Source organism: Streptomyces sp. NPDC032161 (assembly GCF_040636995.1).
Classification (GTDB): domain Bacteria; phylum Actinomycetota; class Actinomycetes; order Streptomycetales; family Streptomycetaceae; genus Streptomyces.
The window spans coordinates 88,532-107,006 of record NZ_JBEZVN010000012.1; the positions used below are offsets into that span (position 1 = coordinate 88,532).

The following is an 18,475-nucleotide window of genomic DNA, read 5'->3' on the forward strand; positions in this document are numbered from 1 at the left end:
CCCCGCGCCGGTAGGGTGGCGGGCATCCAACCGGACGACGGGGTCCGGTCGTCGGCCCACGTTGCAAAGGTTTCCCGGGCAATGCGAATTGGTGTACTCACCTCCGGCGGCGACTGCCCCGGCCTGAACGCCGTCATCCGTTCCGTCGTGCACCGCGCGGTGGTCGACCACGGCGACGAGGTCATCGGCTTCCACGACGGGTGGAAGGGCCTCCTGGAGTGCGACTACCGCAAGCTCGACCTCGACTCGGTCGCCGGCATCCTCGCCCGCGGCGGCACGATCCTCGGTTCCTCCCGGGTCCAGCCCGCCCATCTGCGCGGCGGCGTCGAGCAGGCCAGGGGGCACGTCGCCGACCTCGGTCTCGACGTGATCATCCCGATCGGCGGCGAGGGCACGCTGAAGGCGGCCCATCTGCTCTCCGAGGCGGGCCTGCCGATCGTCGGCGTCCCCAAGACCATCGACAACGACATCGCCGCCACCGACGTGACCTTCGGCTTCGACACCGCTGTCGGTGTGGCCACCGAGGCACTCGACCGGCTCAAGACCACCGCGGAATCGCACCAGCGGGTGCTGATCGTCGAGGTCATGGGCCGCCACACCGGCTGGATCGCCCTGCACTCGGGCATGGCGGCCGGGGCGCACGCCATCGTCGTGCCGGAGCGGCCCTTCGACATCGACGAGCTGACCCAGGTGGTCGGCAAGCGCTTCTCGGCCGGCAAGAAGTTCGCGATCGTCGTCGTCGCGGAGGGCGCCAAGCCGCGCGAGGGCTCCATGCAGTTCGAGCAGGGCTCCAAGGACATCTACGGGCACGAGCGGTTCGCCGGTGTGGCGACGCAGCTCTCCACCGAGCTGGAGCAGCGTCTGGGCAAGGAGGCCCGCCCGGTGATCCTCGGTCATGTGCAGCGCGGCGGCACCCCGACGGCGTACGACCGTGTGCTCGCGACCCGTTTCGGCTGGCACGCGGTGGAGGCGGCGCATCGCGGCGAGTTCGGGATGATGACGGCGCTGCGGGGCACGGACATCACGATGGTGCCGCTGGCGCGGGCCGTCGAGACGCTGAAGACGGTCCCGGCCGAGCGGTACGCAGAGGCCGAGTGCGTGCTCTGACCTCCTCCCCCCGCCCCGCACAACAGCCCCCGGTCGCAGCCGTGACCGGGGGCGGTTCTACTCTGGTCGGGACAACCGGCGCGTATCGGGGACGTCCACAGCGGGAGTGAACAGATGGATCACAGCGGGCACGGCATGAACATGGATCTGCCGCCGTTCACGCTGGAACGGGGGCTCCAGTTCTCCCCCGACGCGTTCTTCCTCATCGGCTGCCTTCTCGCACTCGGCCTGTACGGGTACGGCGTGCTGCGGCTGCGCGGGCGCGGGGACGCCTGGCCGGTGGGGCGGACGGTCTTCTTCTTCGTGGGCGTGCTGAGCATCGCCCTGGTGATGTGCACCAAGCTCAACGACTACGGCATGGTCATGTTCAGCGTGCACATGGTGCAGCACATGGTGATCAGCATGCTGTCGCCGATCCTGGTGCTGCTGGGAGCCCCGGTGACCCTGGCGCTGCGCGCGCTGCCGGTCGCGGGCCGCGGCCGTACCGGCCCGCGCGAGCTGCTGCTCATGCTGCTGCACAGCCGGTACATGAGGGTCATCACGCATCCCGTCTTCACGATCCCGATGTTCATCGCCAGCCTTTACGCGCTGTACTTCACTCCGCTGTTCGACTTCCTGATGGAGTCGAAGACCGGGCACATCGCGATGATGGTGCACTTCCTCGCGGTCGGCCTGGTGTTCTTCTGGCCGATCATGGGCGTGGACCCGGGTCCGCACCGGCCGGGGTACGTGATGCGGATGCTGGAGCTGTTCGCGGGAATGCCGTTCCACGCGTTCTTCGGCATCGCGCTGATGATGGCCACGACGCCGATGGTCGACACGTACGAGCACCCTCCGGCCTCGCTCGGCATCGACGCGCTGAGCGACCAGAGCGCGGCGGGAGGCATCGCCTGGGCGTTCAGCGAGATTCCCTCGGTGCTGGTGCTGATCGCGCTGGTCTTCCAGTGGTACCGCTCCGAGCAGCGGGCGGCGAAGCGTTCCGACCGCTCGGAGGAGCGCAACGGCGACCGGGAGCTTCAGGCGTACAACGCCTATCTCGCCTCCTTGCAGACGCGCGGCCGGTAGCGGCGGGCCCGCCTCCGGGGTGACGATGGCACCCACGGCCGCGTGGCCGGTGAGGAGGGTGCGGACATGTCCGGGTCCACGAAGTCCATGGGCGTGATCACCATGGTCGCCCTGGTGGTGGTCACCGCGTACACGGTGGCGCTGGGGAGCAGCGGCTGGCTCTGGTTCGGCTGGGTGGTGCTCGGGCTGATCACCCTGGGGATGGCCGCGACGCGCCGGTCCTGAGCCGCCGCCCTCCGGGCACGCCTGCCCGGAGGGCGGCGGGCGGTCGATCCGGTTCAGAAGCGGAAGACGGGCCCGGTGGCGACGTCCATCTCGCAGGGGTTGGGGAAGGTCCGGCGCCAGGAGACGCGGCGCCCGTCCCAGGTGCCGGTGGCCTCGGCCGTCACCGGGTCGGACTCCTTGGTGCACAGGTGCGGGTCGCCGGGCAGGGCGTCGAGATCGCCGTCCGCCGCCGCGAGGTCCGCGCAGGCGGCGACCGCGTGGGGGTGGTGGGTGCCGGGCGTCGGCGGGCAGAGCAGTCGGACGCCCCTGATCCAGGTGTTCCCGCCGCCCGAGACGGTGAGGAGGAGGTTTCCCTTCGGCACCGGCTCCCCGGGCGGGGCGGCCACTGCGGGGGCAGCGGCGGTGAGGGTGAGCAGTGCGGCGGTGGCGAGTACGGTGCGCAGACGCATCGGGGTTCTCCTGTGGCGGGGGTACGGCCGTCCCCGGACGGGCCGGGCGTGTCCTGGACGGACCGGGCGCGCGGCCGTCGGGGAACCCCCGCATGGTGCTCGTGGGGGTTGGCCCGGACAAGGCGCCGCGCCATCGGTGCCCCGTCCGGAGCGGGCCGTGCGCCCGGACGGAGTACCAGGCGGCCCGCGTCACCGTGCGGTGCCGACGCCCGCGCAGGCTCCCCCGGCAGGAGACTCCGGTGTCCCCGTCAGGCGGGACGGACCCCGGGGCGGCCCGCCTCGGTCACGAGCGAGAGCCTGGTCGAGACGGGGGCACCGGGTGTGGTGACGTACGGGAGCACCCGGAAGTCGGCCCGGCACCGCTCCTGGGTGAGCGAGCAGCGCACGTAGCCACGCTGGAAGTTGGTGAACCTGATGTGCTCGTTCGCGGCGAGGAGCCGGGCGCCGGACGGGTCGAGGTCCATGCCGTCCTTCGAGGTGGAGATGGACGAGCCGACGAACTCGACACCGAGCGTGGGTGATTCCGGGTCGTCGAAGTCGCGCTTGAGATCTGCGGCGAGGTGGCGGTGCATGTCGCCGGTGAGCACGACGGGGTTGTTCACGGAACGGTCGGTGATCTCCTTGAACAGCCGCCTGCGCGCGTCGACGTAGCCGTCCCAGAAGTCCATCACGAACGACTGGCCGGGGCCGGGATCGGTGTCGACCTGGGACACCGGGATCTGCTGGGAGATCATGTTCCAGGTGGTGTCGGAGCGGCCGAGGCCCCGGTACAGCCACTGTTCCTGCTCCGGGCCGAGGACGGTCCGGCCGGGTGCCAGCCGCTCCGCACAGCCGCTCCTGGTGCCGTCACCGCAGGGCTGGTCGTCGCGGAAGAGCCTGGTGTCGAGGATGTGGAAGGTGGCCATCCGGCCGTAGCGCAGGCGGCGGTACATCCGGGCCTCGAAGCCGTTCGGCCTGTTCCCCAGCCTCAGCGGCAGATGTTCGTAGTACGCCTGGAAGGCCGCCGCCGCGCGCCGCCGGAAGACCGCCGGGTCCTGGTCGGGTTCGTCGTCGGCCTTCGACCGGTCCCGCGCCCAGTTGTCCTCCACCTCGTGGTCGTCCCAGACGAGGGCGAACGGATGGGCCCGGTGGGCGGCCATGAGGTCGGGGTCGAAGCGGTGCAGGGCGTGGCGGTTGCGGTACTCCACGAGGGTCGTCGGCTCGGGGCGCAGTTCGGCGGCCACGGGGACGCCGCGCACGCCGCCCATGGCGTCGATGGGGTTCTCGTAGATGTAGTCGCCGAGGTGCAGGACCAGATCGACGTCCTCCGCGGCGAGGTGCCGGTAGGCGGTGTAGAAGCCCTCGAACCACGCCTGGCAGGAGACGAAGGCGAAGCCGAGTTCCTTGGGGCGGCCGTCCGGCGCGGGCGCGGTGCGGGTGCGGCCGACGGGGCTCAGCACTCCGCCGGCACGGAAGCGGTAGTAGTAGTGCCGCCCCGGTCGCAGTCCGGAGACCTCGATGTGGACGGAGTGGGCGAGTTCGGGCACCGCCCGCGTGCTCCCCCGGCGCACGACGGTCCGGAAGCGTTCGTCCTGGGCGACCTCCCATTGGACGTCGACGGATCGCGGGGGCATGCCACCGGTCCCGTCGGGGGTCAGGGGCCGGGGCGCCAGGCGCGTCCACAGCACCACCCCGTCCGGCCAGGGGTCGCCGGAGGCCACTCCCAGGGCGAACGGGTCGTCCCGGAAGGGCGTGTCGCCCCACGCGTCGGACGCGGTCAGCCCGGCCGCGGCGAGAGCCATGCCGGCCGTTCCGCCGAGCATCGCCCGCCTCCCGAGCCCCCTGGTGCCGCCCGTCCCGCTGTTCATACGCATGAAACTCGTCCCTTCGTCGGGCGGGATCCCGTCCGGTACGAGGTGGGATCGGCGCGTGATTTCACGTCCACCCATGTGGTAATCACACGCTGGATATCACACGGGATCAACCGCCACAAGACCGCACGCGGGGGGCACAATGCCCTTCGGCGAAGGACAGTTGGGCGCCGTTCGACCAGGTGACGGGGCGTCCGGGGCAGGGCCGAAGCATACTCTTGACACCTCTTTGAGGTGCTCCTAGTCTCCACGCCACAGAATGGCCGTTAGATTTCACATCGGGAAACTCGGGGCGACGGAAGGACGTGCTCGTGTCCGGTTCCTCGGCAGTGGACGCGCCCGTTCCGCGCTCCGCCGGAGGCGGCCCCGAGGAGCACCCCGGGCCACGGCCCCTCGGACTGTCCGGTCTGCGGTGCGAGCACCGCACCACGCCGCTGGGAATCGACGAACCGTCACCGCGGCTGTCCTGGCGGTCGGCGTCCGGGCTGCGCGGCGACGACCCCGTGGCCCACCGGGTCCGGGTCGCCGAACACCTCGCGGACCTGGACCGGGACCAGCATCTGCGGTGGGACACCGGCCGGGTGACGGACGACGGCGCGATCGCCGTCGAGTACGCGGGGCCCGCCCTGCGGGAACACACCCGCTACCACTGGCGGGTGTCCGTCTGGACCGCCCGCGCGGCACGGCCCGTCGACGCCACGTCCTGGTTCGAGACCGCCTTTCTCGGCGGCGCGCCCTGGCGTGCCTCCTGGATCGCCCACGACCCGCGTCCGGTCGCCGTGATGGACGCCCCCACCGAGGGCTCCCTCGCGCTCGACAGCCACGGGCTCGCACCGTGCCCCCTGTTGCGGCGCGCCTTCACCGCCCCGGCCGTCGCACGCGCCCGGCTCCATGTCACTGCCCGCGGTCTGTACGAGGTCCGGCTCAACGGGGCACGGATCGGGGACGCCGAACTCGCGCCCGGCTGGACCGACTACAACCGCCGCGTCCAGTACCAGACCTACGACGTCACCGCCCTGCTGCGGGACGGCGAGAACGTGCTCTCGGCGACCCTCGCCGACGGCTGGTGGAGCGGGTTCGTCGGCTTCGAGCCGCGCAGGGCCGGAGCCCATTACGGCTCGTTCCCCCAGTTCCTGGCCGAACTCCACCTCACCGGAGCGGACGGCCGGAGCAACGCCGTCGTCACCGACGGCACCTGGCGCACCGGGACCGGAGCCGTGCGTCACGCGGACCTGCTGATGGGCGAGTGCCACGACCTGCGGTACGCGGCCGAGGGCTGGGAGCTGCCCGGCTTCGACGACTCCGGCTGGTCACCGGCGCTGGTCACGGAGACCGACCACCGGCTGCTCGTTGCGTCCGTCGACGAGCCCGTCCGGGCGACGGCCCGGCTCGGCCCGCGCGCGGTCACCCGCCTCTCCCCCGACACGCACGTGGTCGACTTCGGGCAGAACCTCGCGGGCCGGGTGCGGCTGCGGATCGGTGAACTGGCCGCCGGCGCACGGGTGGTGGTCCGCCATGCCGAGGCGCTGGACGGGTCGGGCGGGCTCTACACGGCGAATCTGCGCACCGCCGCCGCGACCGACGTGCTCGTCGGGGACGGCCGCCGGGACATCGTGTTCGAGCCGCGTTTCACGTATCACGGGTTCCGTTACGCCGAGATCCGCGGGCTGCCGGAACTCGCCGCCGACGACGTCGTCGCCGTGGCCCTGCACAGCGACACGCCGTGGGCCGGGGAGTTCGACTGCTCGGACCCCGAACTGCGGCGGCTCCACGACTGTGTGGTGTGGGGGCAGCGCTCGAACTTCGTGAGCGTACCCACGGACTGTCCGCAGCGCGACGAGCGGCTCGGCTGGATGGCCGACGCGCAGGTGTTCCTGCCGACGGCCGCGCTCAACGCGGACGTGGCCGCGTTCTTCACCAAGTGGCTGCGCGACGTGGACGACGCCCGCACCCCCGACGGCGGGTTCGGCAACGTGGCCCCGCGCCTGGCCGGGGTCGCGGACGAGGGGGCGCCCGGCTGGGGCGACGCCGGGGTGATCATTCCGTGGCACCTCCACCGGGTCTACGACGACGACCGGTTCCTGTCCCGCGCGCTGGACGGCATGTGCGCCTGGGTGGAGCTGATCCGCCGTCACAACCCGGATCTGGTCTGGCGCGGTCGGGTGGGCCCGCACTTCTCCGACTGGCTCGCCCCCGGCACCCCCACCCCCCGCGACGTCGTCGCCACGGCGTACTTCGCGCACAGTGCCCGGCTGACCGCCCGGGCCGCGGGCGTCCTGGGCCGCGAGGAGGTCGCGGCCCGCCACCACCGGCTGGCCGACGCCGTCCGCGCCACGTTCACGAAGCGCTTCGTCACCGTCGCGCACTCCCCGGGCGGCGGCCGGCCGACGGTACGCGTCGCCGGGGACACCCAGACCGGCTGTCTCCTCGCGCTCGCCTTCGACCTGGTGCCCCCCGACCTCGTCGACGGGGTCGCGGACCGGCTCGCCGAACTCGTGGAGGCCGCGGGGCCCGCCCTGCTGACCGGGTTCCTCGGGGTCGCGCTCGCCGCGCCCGTCCTCGACGCGCACGGACGGGCAGACCTCGCCCACGCGCTCCTGCTGCGCGACGAGGTCCCGTCGTGGCGGTTCCCGCTGCGGCACGGCGCCACCACCGTCTGGGAGCGCTGGGACGGGTGGACCCCGGACGCGGGCTTCCGGGCGCCGTCGATGAACTCCTTCAACCACTACGCGCTCGGTTCGATCGACGAGTGGCTGTACCGCGGTGTCGCGGGGCTCGACCAGGCACCGGACTCGACCGGTTACCGGCACCTGCGGATCAGACCACGGCCCGGCCCCCTGCGTCACGCACGGGCCCGTCACGAGTCGGTGCGCGGCACGATCGAGGTGGGCTGGGAGCGCGACGGCGGCCGGATCTCCCTGTGCGTCCTGGTGCCGCCCGGCTCCACCGCCGACGTGTACGTGCCCACCACGGACCCCCGCTCGGTCCGGGAGTCGGGAGCGGTGCCGGCGGCCGACGACGCCCACGTCACCGAGCTCGCGTCGGCCGCGGACCACGTCCTGTACCGGGTGTCCTCGGGCGTCTACCGCTTCACCGCCGCCTTTCCGCCGCCGGACCCGCACGCCGGCCCCGCCCCGGTCCGCCCCGCACCAGCACCTCCGCCCGCCCGTTCGCACGAGGAGGACACACCATGACGACGGGTTCCCAGGACCGGCCCGACCGGGGCGCGTTCGGCCGCCGGGGGTTCCTCCGGGCCGGTGGCTCGCTCGCGGCGCTCGCGGCGCTTCCGCCCGTGCTGACGGCCTGTTCCTCCTCGGACGACGGCTCCGGACAGCTGCGCGTGGTGGGCGTCGCCGACCAGCAGAAGCCCTTGGAGGAGATGGTCGGACGGTACCGCGCCTCCCACCCCGGCGCCCGGTTCACGACCTCCTTCGCGCCCACGGACCAGGTGCAGACGCTGGTGCGCACAAGGCTCGCCGGGGGCAACGCCCCCGATGTCCACGTGCTCTACCCCGGCAGCGGCAGCGCCATGTCGATGGCCGAACTGGCCCGCGCCGGCCTGCTCGCCGACCTCAGCGGCCAGCCGTGGGCCGAGGAGGTCCCGGAGAACTTCCGCTCCGCGTACCGGCGCGAGGGCAGGACGTACCTGTACTCGGCGGGAAGCAGTGTCATCGGCGCCATCCACAACAAGCGGGTCTTCGCCGAGGCGGGCGTCGAACCGCCCCGGACCTGGAGCGAACTCCTCGACGTGTGCGCCAGGCTGAAGGCGCGGGGCGTGGTCCCGATCGCTCTCGGCGCGCAGACGCCCTGGGTCACCCAGCTGATCACGTACGCCCTGGTGCCCAACGCCGTCCACGCGAAGAACCCCCGCTTCGACGCCGACATGGCCGCGGGGCGGGCACACTTCCGCGGCTCCGGGTGGGCCGACGCGCTGGGCAGGTACCAGGAGCTGCAGCGCCGCGGCTTCTTCAACGCCAACCCCAACGGCACGACCTACGAGCAGCAGACCGCGATGGTCGCGGGCGGGAAGGCGGCGATGGCCGTGCAGGTCTCCGCCGTGCTCGCCGGCTTCCGTCAGGCCGCCAGAACACCGGACGACCTCGGCATGTTCCCGTTCCCCGGCAACGACGACGCGGCGGACCAGTGGATCCCGGCGGGCGTCGTCGTCGGCCTCGGCGTCTCCGCGCACTCCCGGAGAACGGCGTCGGCGAAGGCGTTCGTCGAGTTCCTGGGCCGGCAGGAGAACGTCGACCGCTGGGCACGTTCCGTGGCCGCGATCCCGTTCCGACGCGGCCCCTCCACCCGCGTCGATCCCGTGCTCGGGGAGTTCCTGCCGCTCATCGACGCCGGCCGGGCGGTCCCGTTCATGGACCAGAACTGGCCCAACCCCGAGGTGCAGCCCGCCCACTTCGCCGCCGTGCAGGACCTCCTCGCGGGAAAGACGGACGTCGACGGCGCCCTGGGACGGATGGACGAGGCGTACGGGAAGACGCCGTGACGGGCACGTTCGAGCGGTCTGCGCCCGCCGCCACCGGCCGGTCCGGTGCCGGGCCGCGCCCCGGTGTCCGCCCGGCCCGGCAGCACGACCACACCGCCCCGCCCTGGCGGTTCGTGGTCCCGGCGCTCGTCGTGTACGGCGTCGTCGTGCTGTACCCGAGCCTGGCCGGGGTGATGTACGCCTTCACCGACTGGTCCGGCATCGGCGGCTTCTCGTTCACCGGCCTGGACAACTTCCGCACCCTGCTCGACGACGAGCGCGCGCTGGGGTCCGTCGGCAACACCCTGCTGCTCACCGTCGCCGTGGTCGTCGTCCAGAACGGCATCGGACTGCTGCTCGCGCTGGGCGTCCACGCCCGCCTCAGGTCCCGTGCCGTGCTGCGGCTGGTCTTCTTCGCACCGGCAGTCGTCAGCCCCGTCATGGTCGCGATCCTGTGGAAGCACGTCTACAACCCGGAGAACGGCGCCGGTCTCAACGGCCTTCTGGGGGCGGTCGGGCTCGGCGGGCTGCGCCAGGACTGGCTGGGCGATCCCTCCCTCGCCCTGTGGTCCGTCGCGGCCATGGTCGTGTGGCAGTACGCCGGGTACTCGATGGTCGTCTTCCTCGCCGGGCTCCAGGGCGTGCCCGCCGAACTCCACGAGGCCGCGCGCATCGACGGCGCCGGTGCCTGGCAGCGTTTCCGCCACGTCACCTGGCCCCTGCTGGCACCGGCCCTGACCATCAACGTGATGCTGTCGACCATCGGCGGGCTCAAACTCTTCGACCAGGTCTACGCCGCCACCAACGGCGGCCCCGGCACGGCCAGCGAGACCCTGTCGACCGTGCTGTACAAGGAGGCGTTCGTCTACGGCAAGTTCGGCTACAGCACCGCCGTGGCCCTGGTCCTCGCCCTGTTCGTCGCCGCGGTCTCGCTGGTCCAGCTCCGGGCCCTGCGCGCGAGGGAGGTCACCGCGTGAACGCCACGCCGACCCCACCGCCCGTGAAGGCGCGTCCCGGCCGCGGGCACCGGAACCGGAACCGGGCCGCCTCCCGGCGCGGATACGGGCCCTACGCCCTGGAACTCGTCATGGCGGCCGTCGCCGTCGTGTTCCTGTTCCCGGTGTACGCGCTGGTCACCCTGGCGCTGAAGGACCCCCGGCAGATCGCGGACTCGCCACTCGCCCCGCCCTCGCCGCCCACGCTCGCCAACTTCGGCGACGCCTGGTCCTCCGCGTCGCTCGGCCCGGCCCTGGTCAACAGCACGGTCATCACCGCCACGAGCCTGCTGCTCCTCGTCGTCCTGGGCTCCACCGCGGCCTGCTTCCTCGCGCGCCGCGCCCGCGGCGTCGGCCACGGACTGTACGTCCTCTTCCTGCTCGGCATCGTGCTGCCGTTCCAACTGGGCATGATCCCGCTCTACGAACTCGTCGACGGCCTGGGCTGGCTCGGCACGTACCAGGGCATGGTGCTCTTCTACACGGGCATCCAACTGCCGTTCACCGTCTTCCTGTACACCGGATTCATCCGGGCCCTGCCGTCGGACTACGCGCAGGCGGCGCTCATCGACGGATGCGACCACCGCCAGGCGTTCACGCGGGTCGTCTTCCCCCTGCTGCGCCCCGTGACCGGCACAGTGATCATTCTGAACGCCGTGTTCGTCTGGAACGACTTCTTCACCCCGCTGCTGTATCTGGGCGGTTCCGACAAGGAGACCGTGCCCGTGCGGGTGTTCGCCTTCGTCGGCCAGTACGTCTCCGACTACGGGCTCGTCTTCGCCGGACTCGTGCTGGCCGCGCTGCCGGTCCTGGTGGTGTTCGCGCTCCTCCAGCGCTATGTGATCAAGGGATTCACGGGCGGTCTCAAGGGCTGAGGGGGACTCATGACAGATCGGGACGGACCGTCGCTGCCTCCATGCGTCGCCGAGGTCCTCGCCGATCCCCCGCGTGCCTTCTCGCCCGTCGCCCTGTGGTGGTGGAGCGGGGAACCGCTCGAACGCTCCCGGTTGCGGGCACAGCTGGAACGGTTCACGCAGGGTGGGGTGCACCAGGTCGTCCTGATCGGCCTGGCGCCGTCGGGGCCGCTGTTCGGCTCCGACGCCGACGACCCGCCGTTCATGTCCGAGGCGTGGTGGGCGCTGGTCGACGGCGTGTGCGAGGACGCGCGGGGGCTCGGCGCACGTCTGTGGTTCTACGACCAGCTCGGCTTCTCCGGCGCCGACCTCCAGGCACGTCTCGTCGACGAGGAGCCCGCCCACGCGGGGCGCGGCCTCGACCGGCTGCGGTCCGTCGTCACGTCGACGGCGGCACGGCCGGGCGAACTGCGGTGCCCGCCGGGCGCCCGGCCGCTCGCGGCGCGCGCCGAACCGGTCGACTCCGCCGGACGCCTCGCCGGACCGGCGATCCGGGTCGCGGTGGCCGACGGCGTCGTACGGGCGCCGGGCCCCGGCCGCTGGCGGCTGACGCTCCATCATCACGTGGCGCTCGGTTTCGACTACCTCGGCGTCCGGGCGTGCGCGGCGCTGCTGGACCGGGTGCACGGGGAATTCGAACGCCGCCTCGGCGACCGGCTGGGGACCGTGGTCGTCGGCTCGTTCCAGGACGAGCTGCCGGCGCTGCCCACCTGGTCCACCGGTTTCGCCGAGGCCTTCCTGCGGCGGCGCGGCTACGACCTCGTCGAACGGCTCGACGCCCTGTACGGGGACGGGGCGGATCCGGACCCCGCGCTCGTCCGGCGCGACTACCAGACGACCCGCGCCGAACTGGCCGAGGAGGCGTTCTTCCGGCCGCTGACGGACTGGCACGCGCGGCACGGCCTGCTCGTGGGCTGCGACCAGCAGGATCCCGCCCGTGCCGGACACCCCGTCGCGGGTGTGGAGCTGTACGCCGACTACGCCCGCACCCACCGCTGGTTCCCGGCGCCCGGCAGCGACCACCACGGGGACGCTCGCGTCCACTCCTCGCTCGCCCATCTGTACGGCCGGCCGCGCACCTGGATCGAGGCGTTCCACTCCACCGGCTGGGGCGGCACCCCGGAGGAGACGTTCGACTGGCTGCTGCCGTGGCTCCGTGCCGGTGCGACCCTCTACAACCCGCATGCCGTGTACGGCACGACGAAGGGCGGCTGGTGGGAGTGGGCTCCGCCGGCGACCGACTGGCGGCAGCCCTACTGGTGTCACCACCGCGTCCTCGCCGACGCGGTGACCCGGCTCTGCGCGCTGCTGAGCCTCGGCCGCCATCTGTGCGACGTCGCGGTCCTGCTGCCCACCACCACGGCACAGGCCGGCACGGCCCGGGACGGTGTCACGGAGGCGGCGGAGCGGGCCCAGTCGGCCTATCTGGAACTCGTCGGGGACATGGCCTGGTTCACGGCTCGGCCGGGGATCCTGGACCGTCTCGGTCTCGACGCCGATGTCGTCGACGACGCCTCCCTGACGCGTGCGCGGGTGGTCGCGCCGCCCGGCGGGGAGACGCGGCTGAGGGTCGCGCAGGAGGCGTATTCGGCCCTCGTGCTGCCCGCGTGCACGGTCCTCGAACACGGCACGGCCCGCAGGATCGTCGAGTTCGCCTCCGCGGGCGGCACGTTGGTCGCGGTCGGCGCCCTCCCCGAACGGGTCGTCGGCCCCGGCTGCGACGGGCTGCGGAAGGAGCTGGGCGCGTGCTTCGCGGACGGCCGTGCCGTGTTCGTCCCCGGGACCGACGACGAGGGCGCGCTCGCGGCGGCGTTCGCGCGGATGGATCCGGCCGTCCGCGCCCCGGTGCCGGCGCTCGCGCGTCGTACGGACGACGCCACGGTGGTGTTCCTGACGGCGGCGGCCCCGCGGGCGACCCGGGCGTCCGTCGCGGCGCCGCACGCACGCGGGGCCGCGCTGGGATGGCTGGACGCCCGGTACGACTTCGATCCGGGCCGCTACGCGCGCCGCGCACGGGTACGGGTGCGGGACGTGACGGGACCGGCCGTCCTGGTGGACCCGTTCGGCTCCGCGCCCCGGGCGCTGCCGGTGCGTACCGTCCCGCCCTCGGACGGCGGCGCGCGGGCCGTGGAGGTCGACGTCCCCTTCGACACGGGCCCGGCCGCCGTGCTGGTCTTCCCCGACCGGCCCCCGGCCGCGGTGCCCGCCGCTCCCCGGCCGCCTCGTCCCGTCCCCGGACCGGCCGTCGTCGAGATCCCTGCCGACGCGGACTGGGACGCCGTGCTGGTGCCGACCCTCGACAACACCTGGGGCGACTTCGCCCGCCCCGCGTCCGGGCCGCCCGCCGGCCCGGCGGTCACCGAATGCCGGACCTTCCGGCACCGGGTGGAGGCGGCCGGCGAGGACGGGGTGCGGGACGGGTGGGCCCGGCCGGACCTCGGGCGCGGACCGGTCACGGGCACCGTCCACGCGACGTTCGGCCCGCACGCCGTCGTGGACCGCGGCGGGCCGGGTCACGGCACCCGGTCGGTCCAGGCGTGGTCCGATTCCCTGGGCGTCCACAAGGACCCGGTCCACCGCGCCGTTCTGGGGCCCAAGGGGCATGTCCCGGAGGAGTTCGTCCACCTCGGTCCCACCGCCGCCGGAGAGGTGGTGCGGCTGCGCACGGAGCTGTTCCTCGACGCCGCCTTCGACGGCCATCTCGCGATCGGGGCGGCCGGGGCGAAGCGGGCGCGGTTCGACGGCGTGCCCGTGCCGCTGGACGACGGGGGCCATCTCGCGACGGGGCCGGTCCGGGCGGCGGCGGGCCGCCGGCTGCTGGAGCTGGAACTGACGCCGGATCAGGACACCGAACTACGCGCGCATCTGGCGCTCGTGCGCGATCCGGGGCGCTGTCGGCGCCCGGAGTGGATCCACGCCTCGGGGCCGATGGGAACGACGGTCCGGCTCCCGTCGGTCCCCGCCCGGGCCGTCGTCCAGGTGGCCTCGCGCGTGCCCTGTGTCGTGCGGGTCAACGGACGGGTCGTGGGCCGGCAGGGCGGATTCGACCCGTACGCCGCGCACGCGGTGCCGCGGGTGCGTCGGCACGAGGTGGCGGGGGCCCTGCGCCTCGGCGACAACGAGATCACCGTCGAGCCCTCGCCCGGGGCCGACCGGGCGGTCCTGGTGGACGCGGTCTTCGAGGACGGGAACGGCGGCCCGGTCACGGCGCTGCACAGCGATGCCGGCTGGTGGGCGGGAACGGCGGCGGGGCGGGTGCCGGTCGCGGTCCGTCGTGAGCAGGTCGGCGATCCGGCGGCCCTGCATCTGCGCCGCCGTCCGCATCCGCTGCCGGGAGCCGCCTGGCTGGATCCGGACGCGGACGACGGGACGGTGCTGCCGGTCCGGTTCGCGGTGCCCGGCCGCCGAGGGGCGGTGGAGTGGCTGTGGTGCGAGCTGCCTCCGGGGGCAGCGCGGCTGTCGGTGCGGGTGCACGGCGCGACGCGGGTGTTCGTGGACGGTTCCGAATGCGCCGTGTCCGCGGCCGTCGGCGCGCGGGGCGTGCGAACCGTCTCGGTGGAACTGCCGGCCACGGGTCCTCGCGGACCCCGCACGGCCGCCCTGCGCATCCGGACGGTCCCGGGCCTGGAGGGGGGCGCGGCCCTGGCCGGTCCGCTGCGCTGCGAGGTCGGTCCCGGGCGGATGCGCGTCGGCGACTGGGAGACGCGGGGACTGGCCGAGTACAGCGGCGGGGTGCGGTACCGCCGTGTGGTGACCGTGCCCGGCGGGACCGGCGGGGGCCGGGTGTCGCTGGATCTCGGACGGGTCCGCGGAACGGCCGAGGTGCGGGTCGGCGGCGTCCTCGCCGGGGTGCGGGTGTGCTCCCCGTACGTGTTCGATCTGACAGGACTGGCCGGCCCCGGGGACAACGTCCTCGACATCCTCGTGTTCAACACGCTGGCGCCGCGCCTGGACGCGACGAGCCCGACCCACTTCGTCTTCCCGGGCCAGCGCGTGAGCGGGCTGCTGGGTCCGGTGGTGCTGCGGGTCGGTGGTCCCGCTCCGGTGTGAGCGCGGCACACCGCCCACGCGCATCGCATCCGCGTCCCCGGCGGGCCCGGTGTGCTCCGGGCAGCCGTGCGGGCGCGTCGGGCGGCACCCCGGGTGCACGCACGCGGCAGGCCCGTCCGACGAACCGTGGGGGTTCCCCGAACCGCCACGCCGACAGCGAATCCGCGCTCGGTGAACTCCGCTGTCGCGGGCGGTGGTTCCGGCCTAGCGTCGCCTCATGAGCATGGGAAGCGCATGGGTACTGGGAGCGACGGGACAGATCGGGCGGGCGGCCGTGCGGGCGCTCGTCGAGGACGGCTGGGAGGTGACGGCCGCATCGCGCGGCGGTGGCAGGGACGAGCGGTGGGACGGCGCGGTGCGCGCGGTGGCCCTCGACCGGAACGAGGACGGGGCGCTCGCCGCGGCGCTGGGCGACGGCTGCGACGTGCTGGTCGACGCCGTGGCGTACGGGGCGGACCACGCCCGGCAGTTGACCGGCCTCGCGGACCGGATCGGTTCGGCGGTGGTCATCTCCAGCGGCGCGGTGTACGCGGACGAACAGGGGCGCGGCTTCGACACGCAGGACGAACCCGACGGGGCCCCGCGCTACCCCGTGCCGATCCCCGAGACGCAGCGCACCGTGCCCCCGGGCGACGCCACGTACGCGACGCGGAAGGTGCGACTGGAGCGGGATCTGCTGGCGGCGGGCGCGGCACTGCCGGTGACGCTGCTGCGGGCGGGCGCGATCCACGGGCCGTACTGCCGTTCGCCCCGCGAGCTGTACTTCGTGAAGCGGGTCCTGGACGGCCGGGCGCGGCGGGTGCTCGCCTTCGGGGGTGAGTCCCGCTTCCACCCGGTCCATGTCTCCAACCTGGCCGAGCTGATCCGGCTGTCCGCGCGACAGCCCGGTTCGCGGGTGCTCAACGCCGGGGATCCGCAGGCGCCGACGGTCGCGGAGATCGGCGAGGCCGTCGACGCGGTGCTCGGCCGACGGACCGAGAACGTGCTGATGGCGGGCGCGCCCGGGAAGGACGGGGTCGGCGCCACCCCGTGGACCATCGCCCATCCGGTCGTGTACGACATGACGGCCGCCGGGCGCGAGCTCGGGTACCGGCCGGTGACCGGCTATGTGGAGTCCCTTCCCGAGACCGTCGAATGGCTCGCCGGCCGATTGGAGGGCAGGGACTGGACGGAGGCGTTCCCCGTCCTGCTTCGGTCGTACGGAACGCAGCTGTTCGACTACGACGCGGAGGACGCCTGGCTGGAGGCGTACGACCGCGGGGCATGAGACGCGGTGCCGCGCACGGCACGGGCGGCCGGTGATCGAAACCACCGGCCGCCCGTGGCCGCCGCTCACTCGCGTCGCGGTCGTGCTCGCGTCACTACGGCTTCGGCGTGGCGTGCGGGTCGCAGGTCACGTCGGCGCGGTCGGTCTTGCCCGTGAGCAGGTAGGCGTCCACCCGCTCGTTGATGCAGGGGTTGACCAGGCCGGTCACACCGTGCGAACCGGCGTTCCGCTCGGTGATGAGGCGCGAGCCCTTGAAGCGCTTGTGCAGTTCGACGGCGCCCACGTACGGGGTGGCGGCGTCGCGCTCGGACTGCACGATCAGCACCGGCGGAAGTCCCTTGCCGGTCTTGACGTTCAGCGGGCTCCGCTGCTTGGCCGACCAGGTCGCGCACGGCAGGTTCATCCAGGCGTTGGCCCAGGTCATGAACGGGTACTGCTCGTGCAGCCGGATGTTGTCGCGGTCCCACTTCCGCCAGTTCGTGGGCCACTTGGCGTCCGCGCACTCGACGGCCGTGTACACGGCGTTGCCGTTCTCCGACGCGATGTTCCCCTTGATGTCCGACATGTCCGGGGCGGCGGCGTCGACGAGTGCCTGGGTGTCACCCTTGAGGTACTCGCTCCAGGTCCGGGCGACGGGCACCCAGGAGGAGTCGTAGTAGGGGGCGCTCTGGAAGAAGCCGATGAGTTCGGCGGGGCCGACCACGCCGCCGATCGGGTTCTTCTTGGCGGCGGCGCGCAGCGTCAGCCACGCCTGCTCGACCTTCTCGGGGGTGTCGCCGATGTGGAAGACGGAGTCGTTCTTGGCGACCCACGCCTTCCAGTCGTCCCAGCGCTTCTGGAAGGCGATGTCCTGGTTGAGGTTGGCCTGGTACCAGATGTTGTCCCGCGCCGGGTCGACGACGCTGTCGACGATCATGCGGCGGACGTGGTCCGGGAAGAGGGTGCCGTAGACGGCACCCAGGTAGGTGCCGTAAGAGACGCCGAGGAAGTTGAGCTTCTTCTCGCCGAGGGCGGCACGGATGACGTCCAGGTCGCGTGCGGTGTTCGGCGTGGTCATGTGCGGCAGCATGTCACCGCTGCGTTCGGCGCAGCCGTCCGCGTACTCGGCGGCGAGCTTGCGCTGGGCGAGCTTGTCGGCCTCGGAGTCGGGTACGGGGTCGGCCTTGGGGGCCTTGACGAACTCCTGGGGGTCGATGCAGGAGATCGGCGCGGAGTGTCCGACGCCGCGCGGGTCGAAGCCCACGAAGTCGTATGCCTTCGCCGTGTTCACCCAGAGCGGGTTCCCGCTGGTGATCCGGGTCGGGAAGCGCAGACCCGAGCCGCCGGGGCCACCTGGGTTGTAGAGCAGGGCGCCCTGTCGTTCGGCCTCCGTGCCGGTGCTGATGTGCCGGTCGACGGCCAGCCGGATCTGCTTGCCATCGGGCCTGGCGTAGTCGAGCGGCACGGTCACCCAGCCGCACTCGATCTTCTTGGCCAGGCCCCAGTCGGCCGGGCAGTCCTTCCAGTCGATGCCGGACCGGGCCGCCCGGGCCGCGGCCAGTTCGACGCCGCGCGCCTCGGACACGCGGTGGTGACGCCCCTCGGCGGTGGCCGTCGGCGCGGTCACCGCGCCCGAAATGAGCATGCCCGCCACCAGGGCACCGGCCGAGCCGAGAGCTGCTGTGCGTCTCAAGTGGAACCTCCCCCAGGCCTGAAGTGCCGCCGGTGGCGGCGTGATTCATCCAGGACCTCTCGCGGATCCTGTCGGCTGGGAGGTTCCTGAGAACAGGTCGCGTACCCACTTCTTTACCGAATCGATAACCGGACGCCCGTGTCCCGCTGAGCGGTGTTCGGCGCGCACCGGGCCTCTCTCGCTCCGCGGCCTCCTGCGCCCCGCCTCCTCGCAGGTCCCGGGGCACCCGGCTCCGTGCCGTACGCGCCGGACGCGCGGCGTCGGCACGGCGAGTTCCGGCCACACTGCGGCAACGGCCATGACGATCGGATCGCGGTCGCTGGCGGACCGGTGGCGGGCTGCCGGACACGCGACCTGCTCGGTCGACAGGCCCCCGGGGGGCGCGGAGCGCGCACCGGCTCAGC

Annotated in this window: 12 protein-coding genes; 9 read left to right on the forward strand and 3 right to left on the reverse strand. The window is 73.0% G+C overall.

Annotation, left to right across the window (positions count from 1 at the left end; genetic code table 11):
- Positions 1-81: 81 nt before the first annotated feature.
- The 3 genes from AB0E67_RS21800 (at position 82) to AB0E67_RS21810 (ending at position 2,397) form a co-directional block, all read left to right on the forward strand.
- Positions 82-1,107 carry a 6-phosphofructokinase gene (locus tag AB0E67_RS21800; RefSeq protein WP_362029231.1) on the forward strand — a complete coding sequence of 342 codons (1,026 nt, stop codon included), beginning with the start codon at positions 82-84 and terminating at the stop codon, positions 1,105-1,107.
- A 114-nt stretch (positions 1,108-1,221) separates the two neighbouring features.
- Complete coding sequence (locus AB0E67_RS21805) at positions 1,222-2,172, forward strand: cytochrome c oxidase assembly protein (protein WP_362029234.1); 951 nt, start codon at positions 1,222-1,224, stop codon at positions 2,170-2,172.
- A 66-nt stretch (positions 2,173-2,238) separates the two neighbouring features.
- Entirely contained in the window at positions 2,239-2,397 is a 159-nt protein-coding gene (locus tag AB0E67_RS21810) for a hypothetical protein (RefSeq protein ID WP_362029236.1), read from the forward strand.
- Positions 2,398-2,450: 53 nt separating this feature from the next.
- Here the strand turns inward: AB0E67_RS21810 and AB0E67_RS21815 are convergent, their stop codons facing one another.
- Together AB0E67_RS21815 and AB0E67_RS21820 are read right to left on the reverse strand one after the other, a co-directional pair.
- Positions 2,451-2,846 carry an SSI family serine proteinase inhibitor gene (locus AB0E67_RS21815; protein ID WP_362029239.1) on the reverse strand — a complete coding sequence of 132 codons (396 nt, stop codon included), beginning with the start codon at positions 2,844-2,846 and terminating at the stop codon, positions 2,451-2,453.
- A gap of 248 nt (positions 2,847-3,094) precedes the next feature.
- Positions 3,095-4,699, reverse strand: a complete 1,605-nt coding sequence (locus tag AB0E67_RS21820) for an alkaline phosphatase D family protein (RefSeq protein WP_362029241.1) — start codon at positions 4,697-4,699, stop codon at positions 3,095-3,097.
- 308 nt (positions 4,700-5,007) lie between these two features.
- On the opposite strand from AB0E67_RS21820, the gene AB0E67_RS21825 reads away from it, so the two are divergent.
- The 6 genes from AB0E67_RS21825 to AB0E67_RS21850 all read left to right on the forward strand — a co-directional run bounded on the left by AB0E67_RS21825 (position 5,008) and on the right by AB0E67_RS21850 (position 16,399).
- Complete coding sequence (locus AB0E67_RS21825) at positions 5,008-7,890, forward strand: family 78 glycoside hydrolase catalytic domain (protein WP_362029244.1); 2,883 nt, start codon at positions 5,008-5,010, stop codon at positions 7,888-7,890.
- Positions 7,887-9,194: an extracellular solute-binding protein gene (locus AB0E67_RS21830; RefSeq protein WP_362029247.1), complete on the forward strand. Its 1,308-nt coding sequence runs from the start codon at positions 7,887-7,889 to the stop codon at positions 9,192-9,194. Before AB0E67_RS21825 ends, AB0E67_RS21830 begins: the two co-directional genes overlap by 4 nt.
- A complete protein-coding gene (locus AB0E67_RS21835) occupies positions 9,191-10,150 on the forward strand; it encodes a sugar ABC transporter permease (RefSeq protein ID WP_362029249.1) in 960 nt (319 codons plus the stop codon). The genes AB0E67_RS21830 and AB0E67_RS21835 overlap by 4 nt, the downstream gene beginning before the upstream one ends.
- Positions 10,147-11,043 (forward strand): carbohydrate ABC transporter permease, encoded by an 897-nt coding sequence (locus AB0E67_RS21840; protein WP_362029252.1) that lies wholly within the window; start codon positions 10,147-10,149, stop codon positions 11,041-11,043. Before AB0E67_RS21835 ends, AB0E67_RS21840 begins: the two co-directional genes overlap by 4 nt.
- 9 nt (positions 11,044-11,052) lie before the next feature.
- Positions 11,053-15,132, forward strand: coding sequence for a hypothetical protein (locus AB0E67_RS21845; protein ID WP_362029255.1), 4,080 nt, complete (start codon positions 11,053-11,055; stop codon positions 15,130-15,132).
- Positions 15,133-15,349: 217 nt separating this feature from the next.
- On the forward strand, positions 15,350-16,399 hold the full coding sequence (locus AB0E67_RS21850) for an NAD-dependent epimerase/dehydratase family protein (protein ID WP_362029257.1): 1,050 nt from the start codon (positions 15,350-15,352) through the stop codon (positions 16,397-16,399).
- 94 nt (positions 16,400-16,493) lie between these two features.
- Here AB0E67_RS21850 and AB0E67_RS21855 read toward each other — a convergent pair whose 3' ends face one another.
- Positions 16,494-18,071: an alpha/beta hydrolase gene (locus AB0E67_RS21855; protein WP_362029259.1), complete on the reverse strand. Its 1,578-nt coding sequence runs from the start codon at positions 18,069-18,071 to the stop codon at positions 16,494-16,496.
- Between the last annotated feature and the right edge of the window lie 404 nt (positions 18,072-18,475).

What these genes read in the sequence shown, in the direction of transcription:
- AB0E67_RS21815 (WP_362029239.1), bottom strand. Translation starts at nt 2,846, where the DNA reads ATGCGTCTGCGCACCGTACTCGCCACCGCCGCACTGCTCACCCTCACC.
- AB0E67_RS21820 (WP_362029241.1), bottom strand. Translation starts at nt 4,699, where the DNA reads ATGCGTATGAACAGCGGGACGGGCGGCACCAGGGGGCTCGGGAGGCGG.
- AB0E67_RS21845 (WP_362029255.1), top strand. Translation starts at nt 11,053, where the DNA reads ATGACAGATCGGGACGGACCGTCGCTGCCTCCATGCGTCGCCGAGGTC.
- AB0E67_RS21810 (WP_362029236.1), top strand. Translation starts at nt 2,239, where the DNA reads ATGTCCGGGTCCACGAAGTCCATGGGCGTGATCACCATGGTCGCCCTG.
- AB0E67_RS21805 (WP_362029234.1), top strand. Translation starts at nt 1,222, where the DNA reads ATGGATCACAGCGGGCACGGCATGAACATGGATCTGCCGCCGTTCACG.
- AB0E67_RS21830 (WP_362029247.1), top strand. Translation starts at nt 7,887, where the DNA reads ATGACGACGGGTTCCCAGGACCGGCCCGACCGGGGCGCGTTCGGCCGC.
- AB0E67_RS21850 (WP_362029257.1), top strand. Translation starts at nt 15,350, where the DNA reads ATGAGCATGGGAAGCGCATGGGTACTGGGAGCGACGGGACAGATCGGG.
- AB0E67_RS21800 (WP_362029231.1), top strand. Translation starts at nt 82, where the DNA reads ATGCGAATTGGTGTACTCACCTCCGGCGGCGACTGCCCCGGCCTGAAC.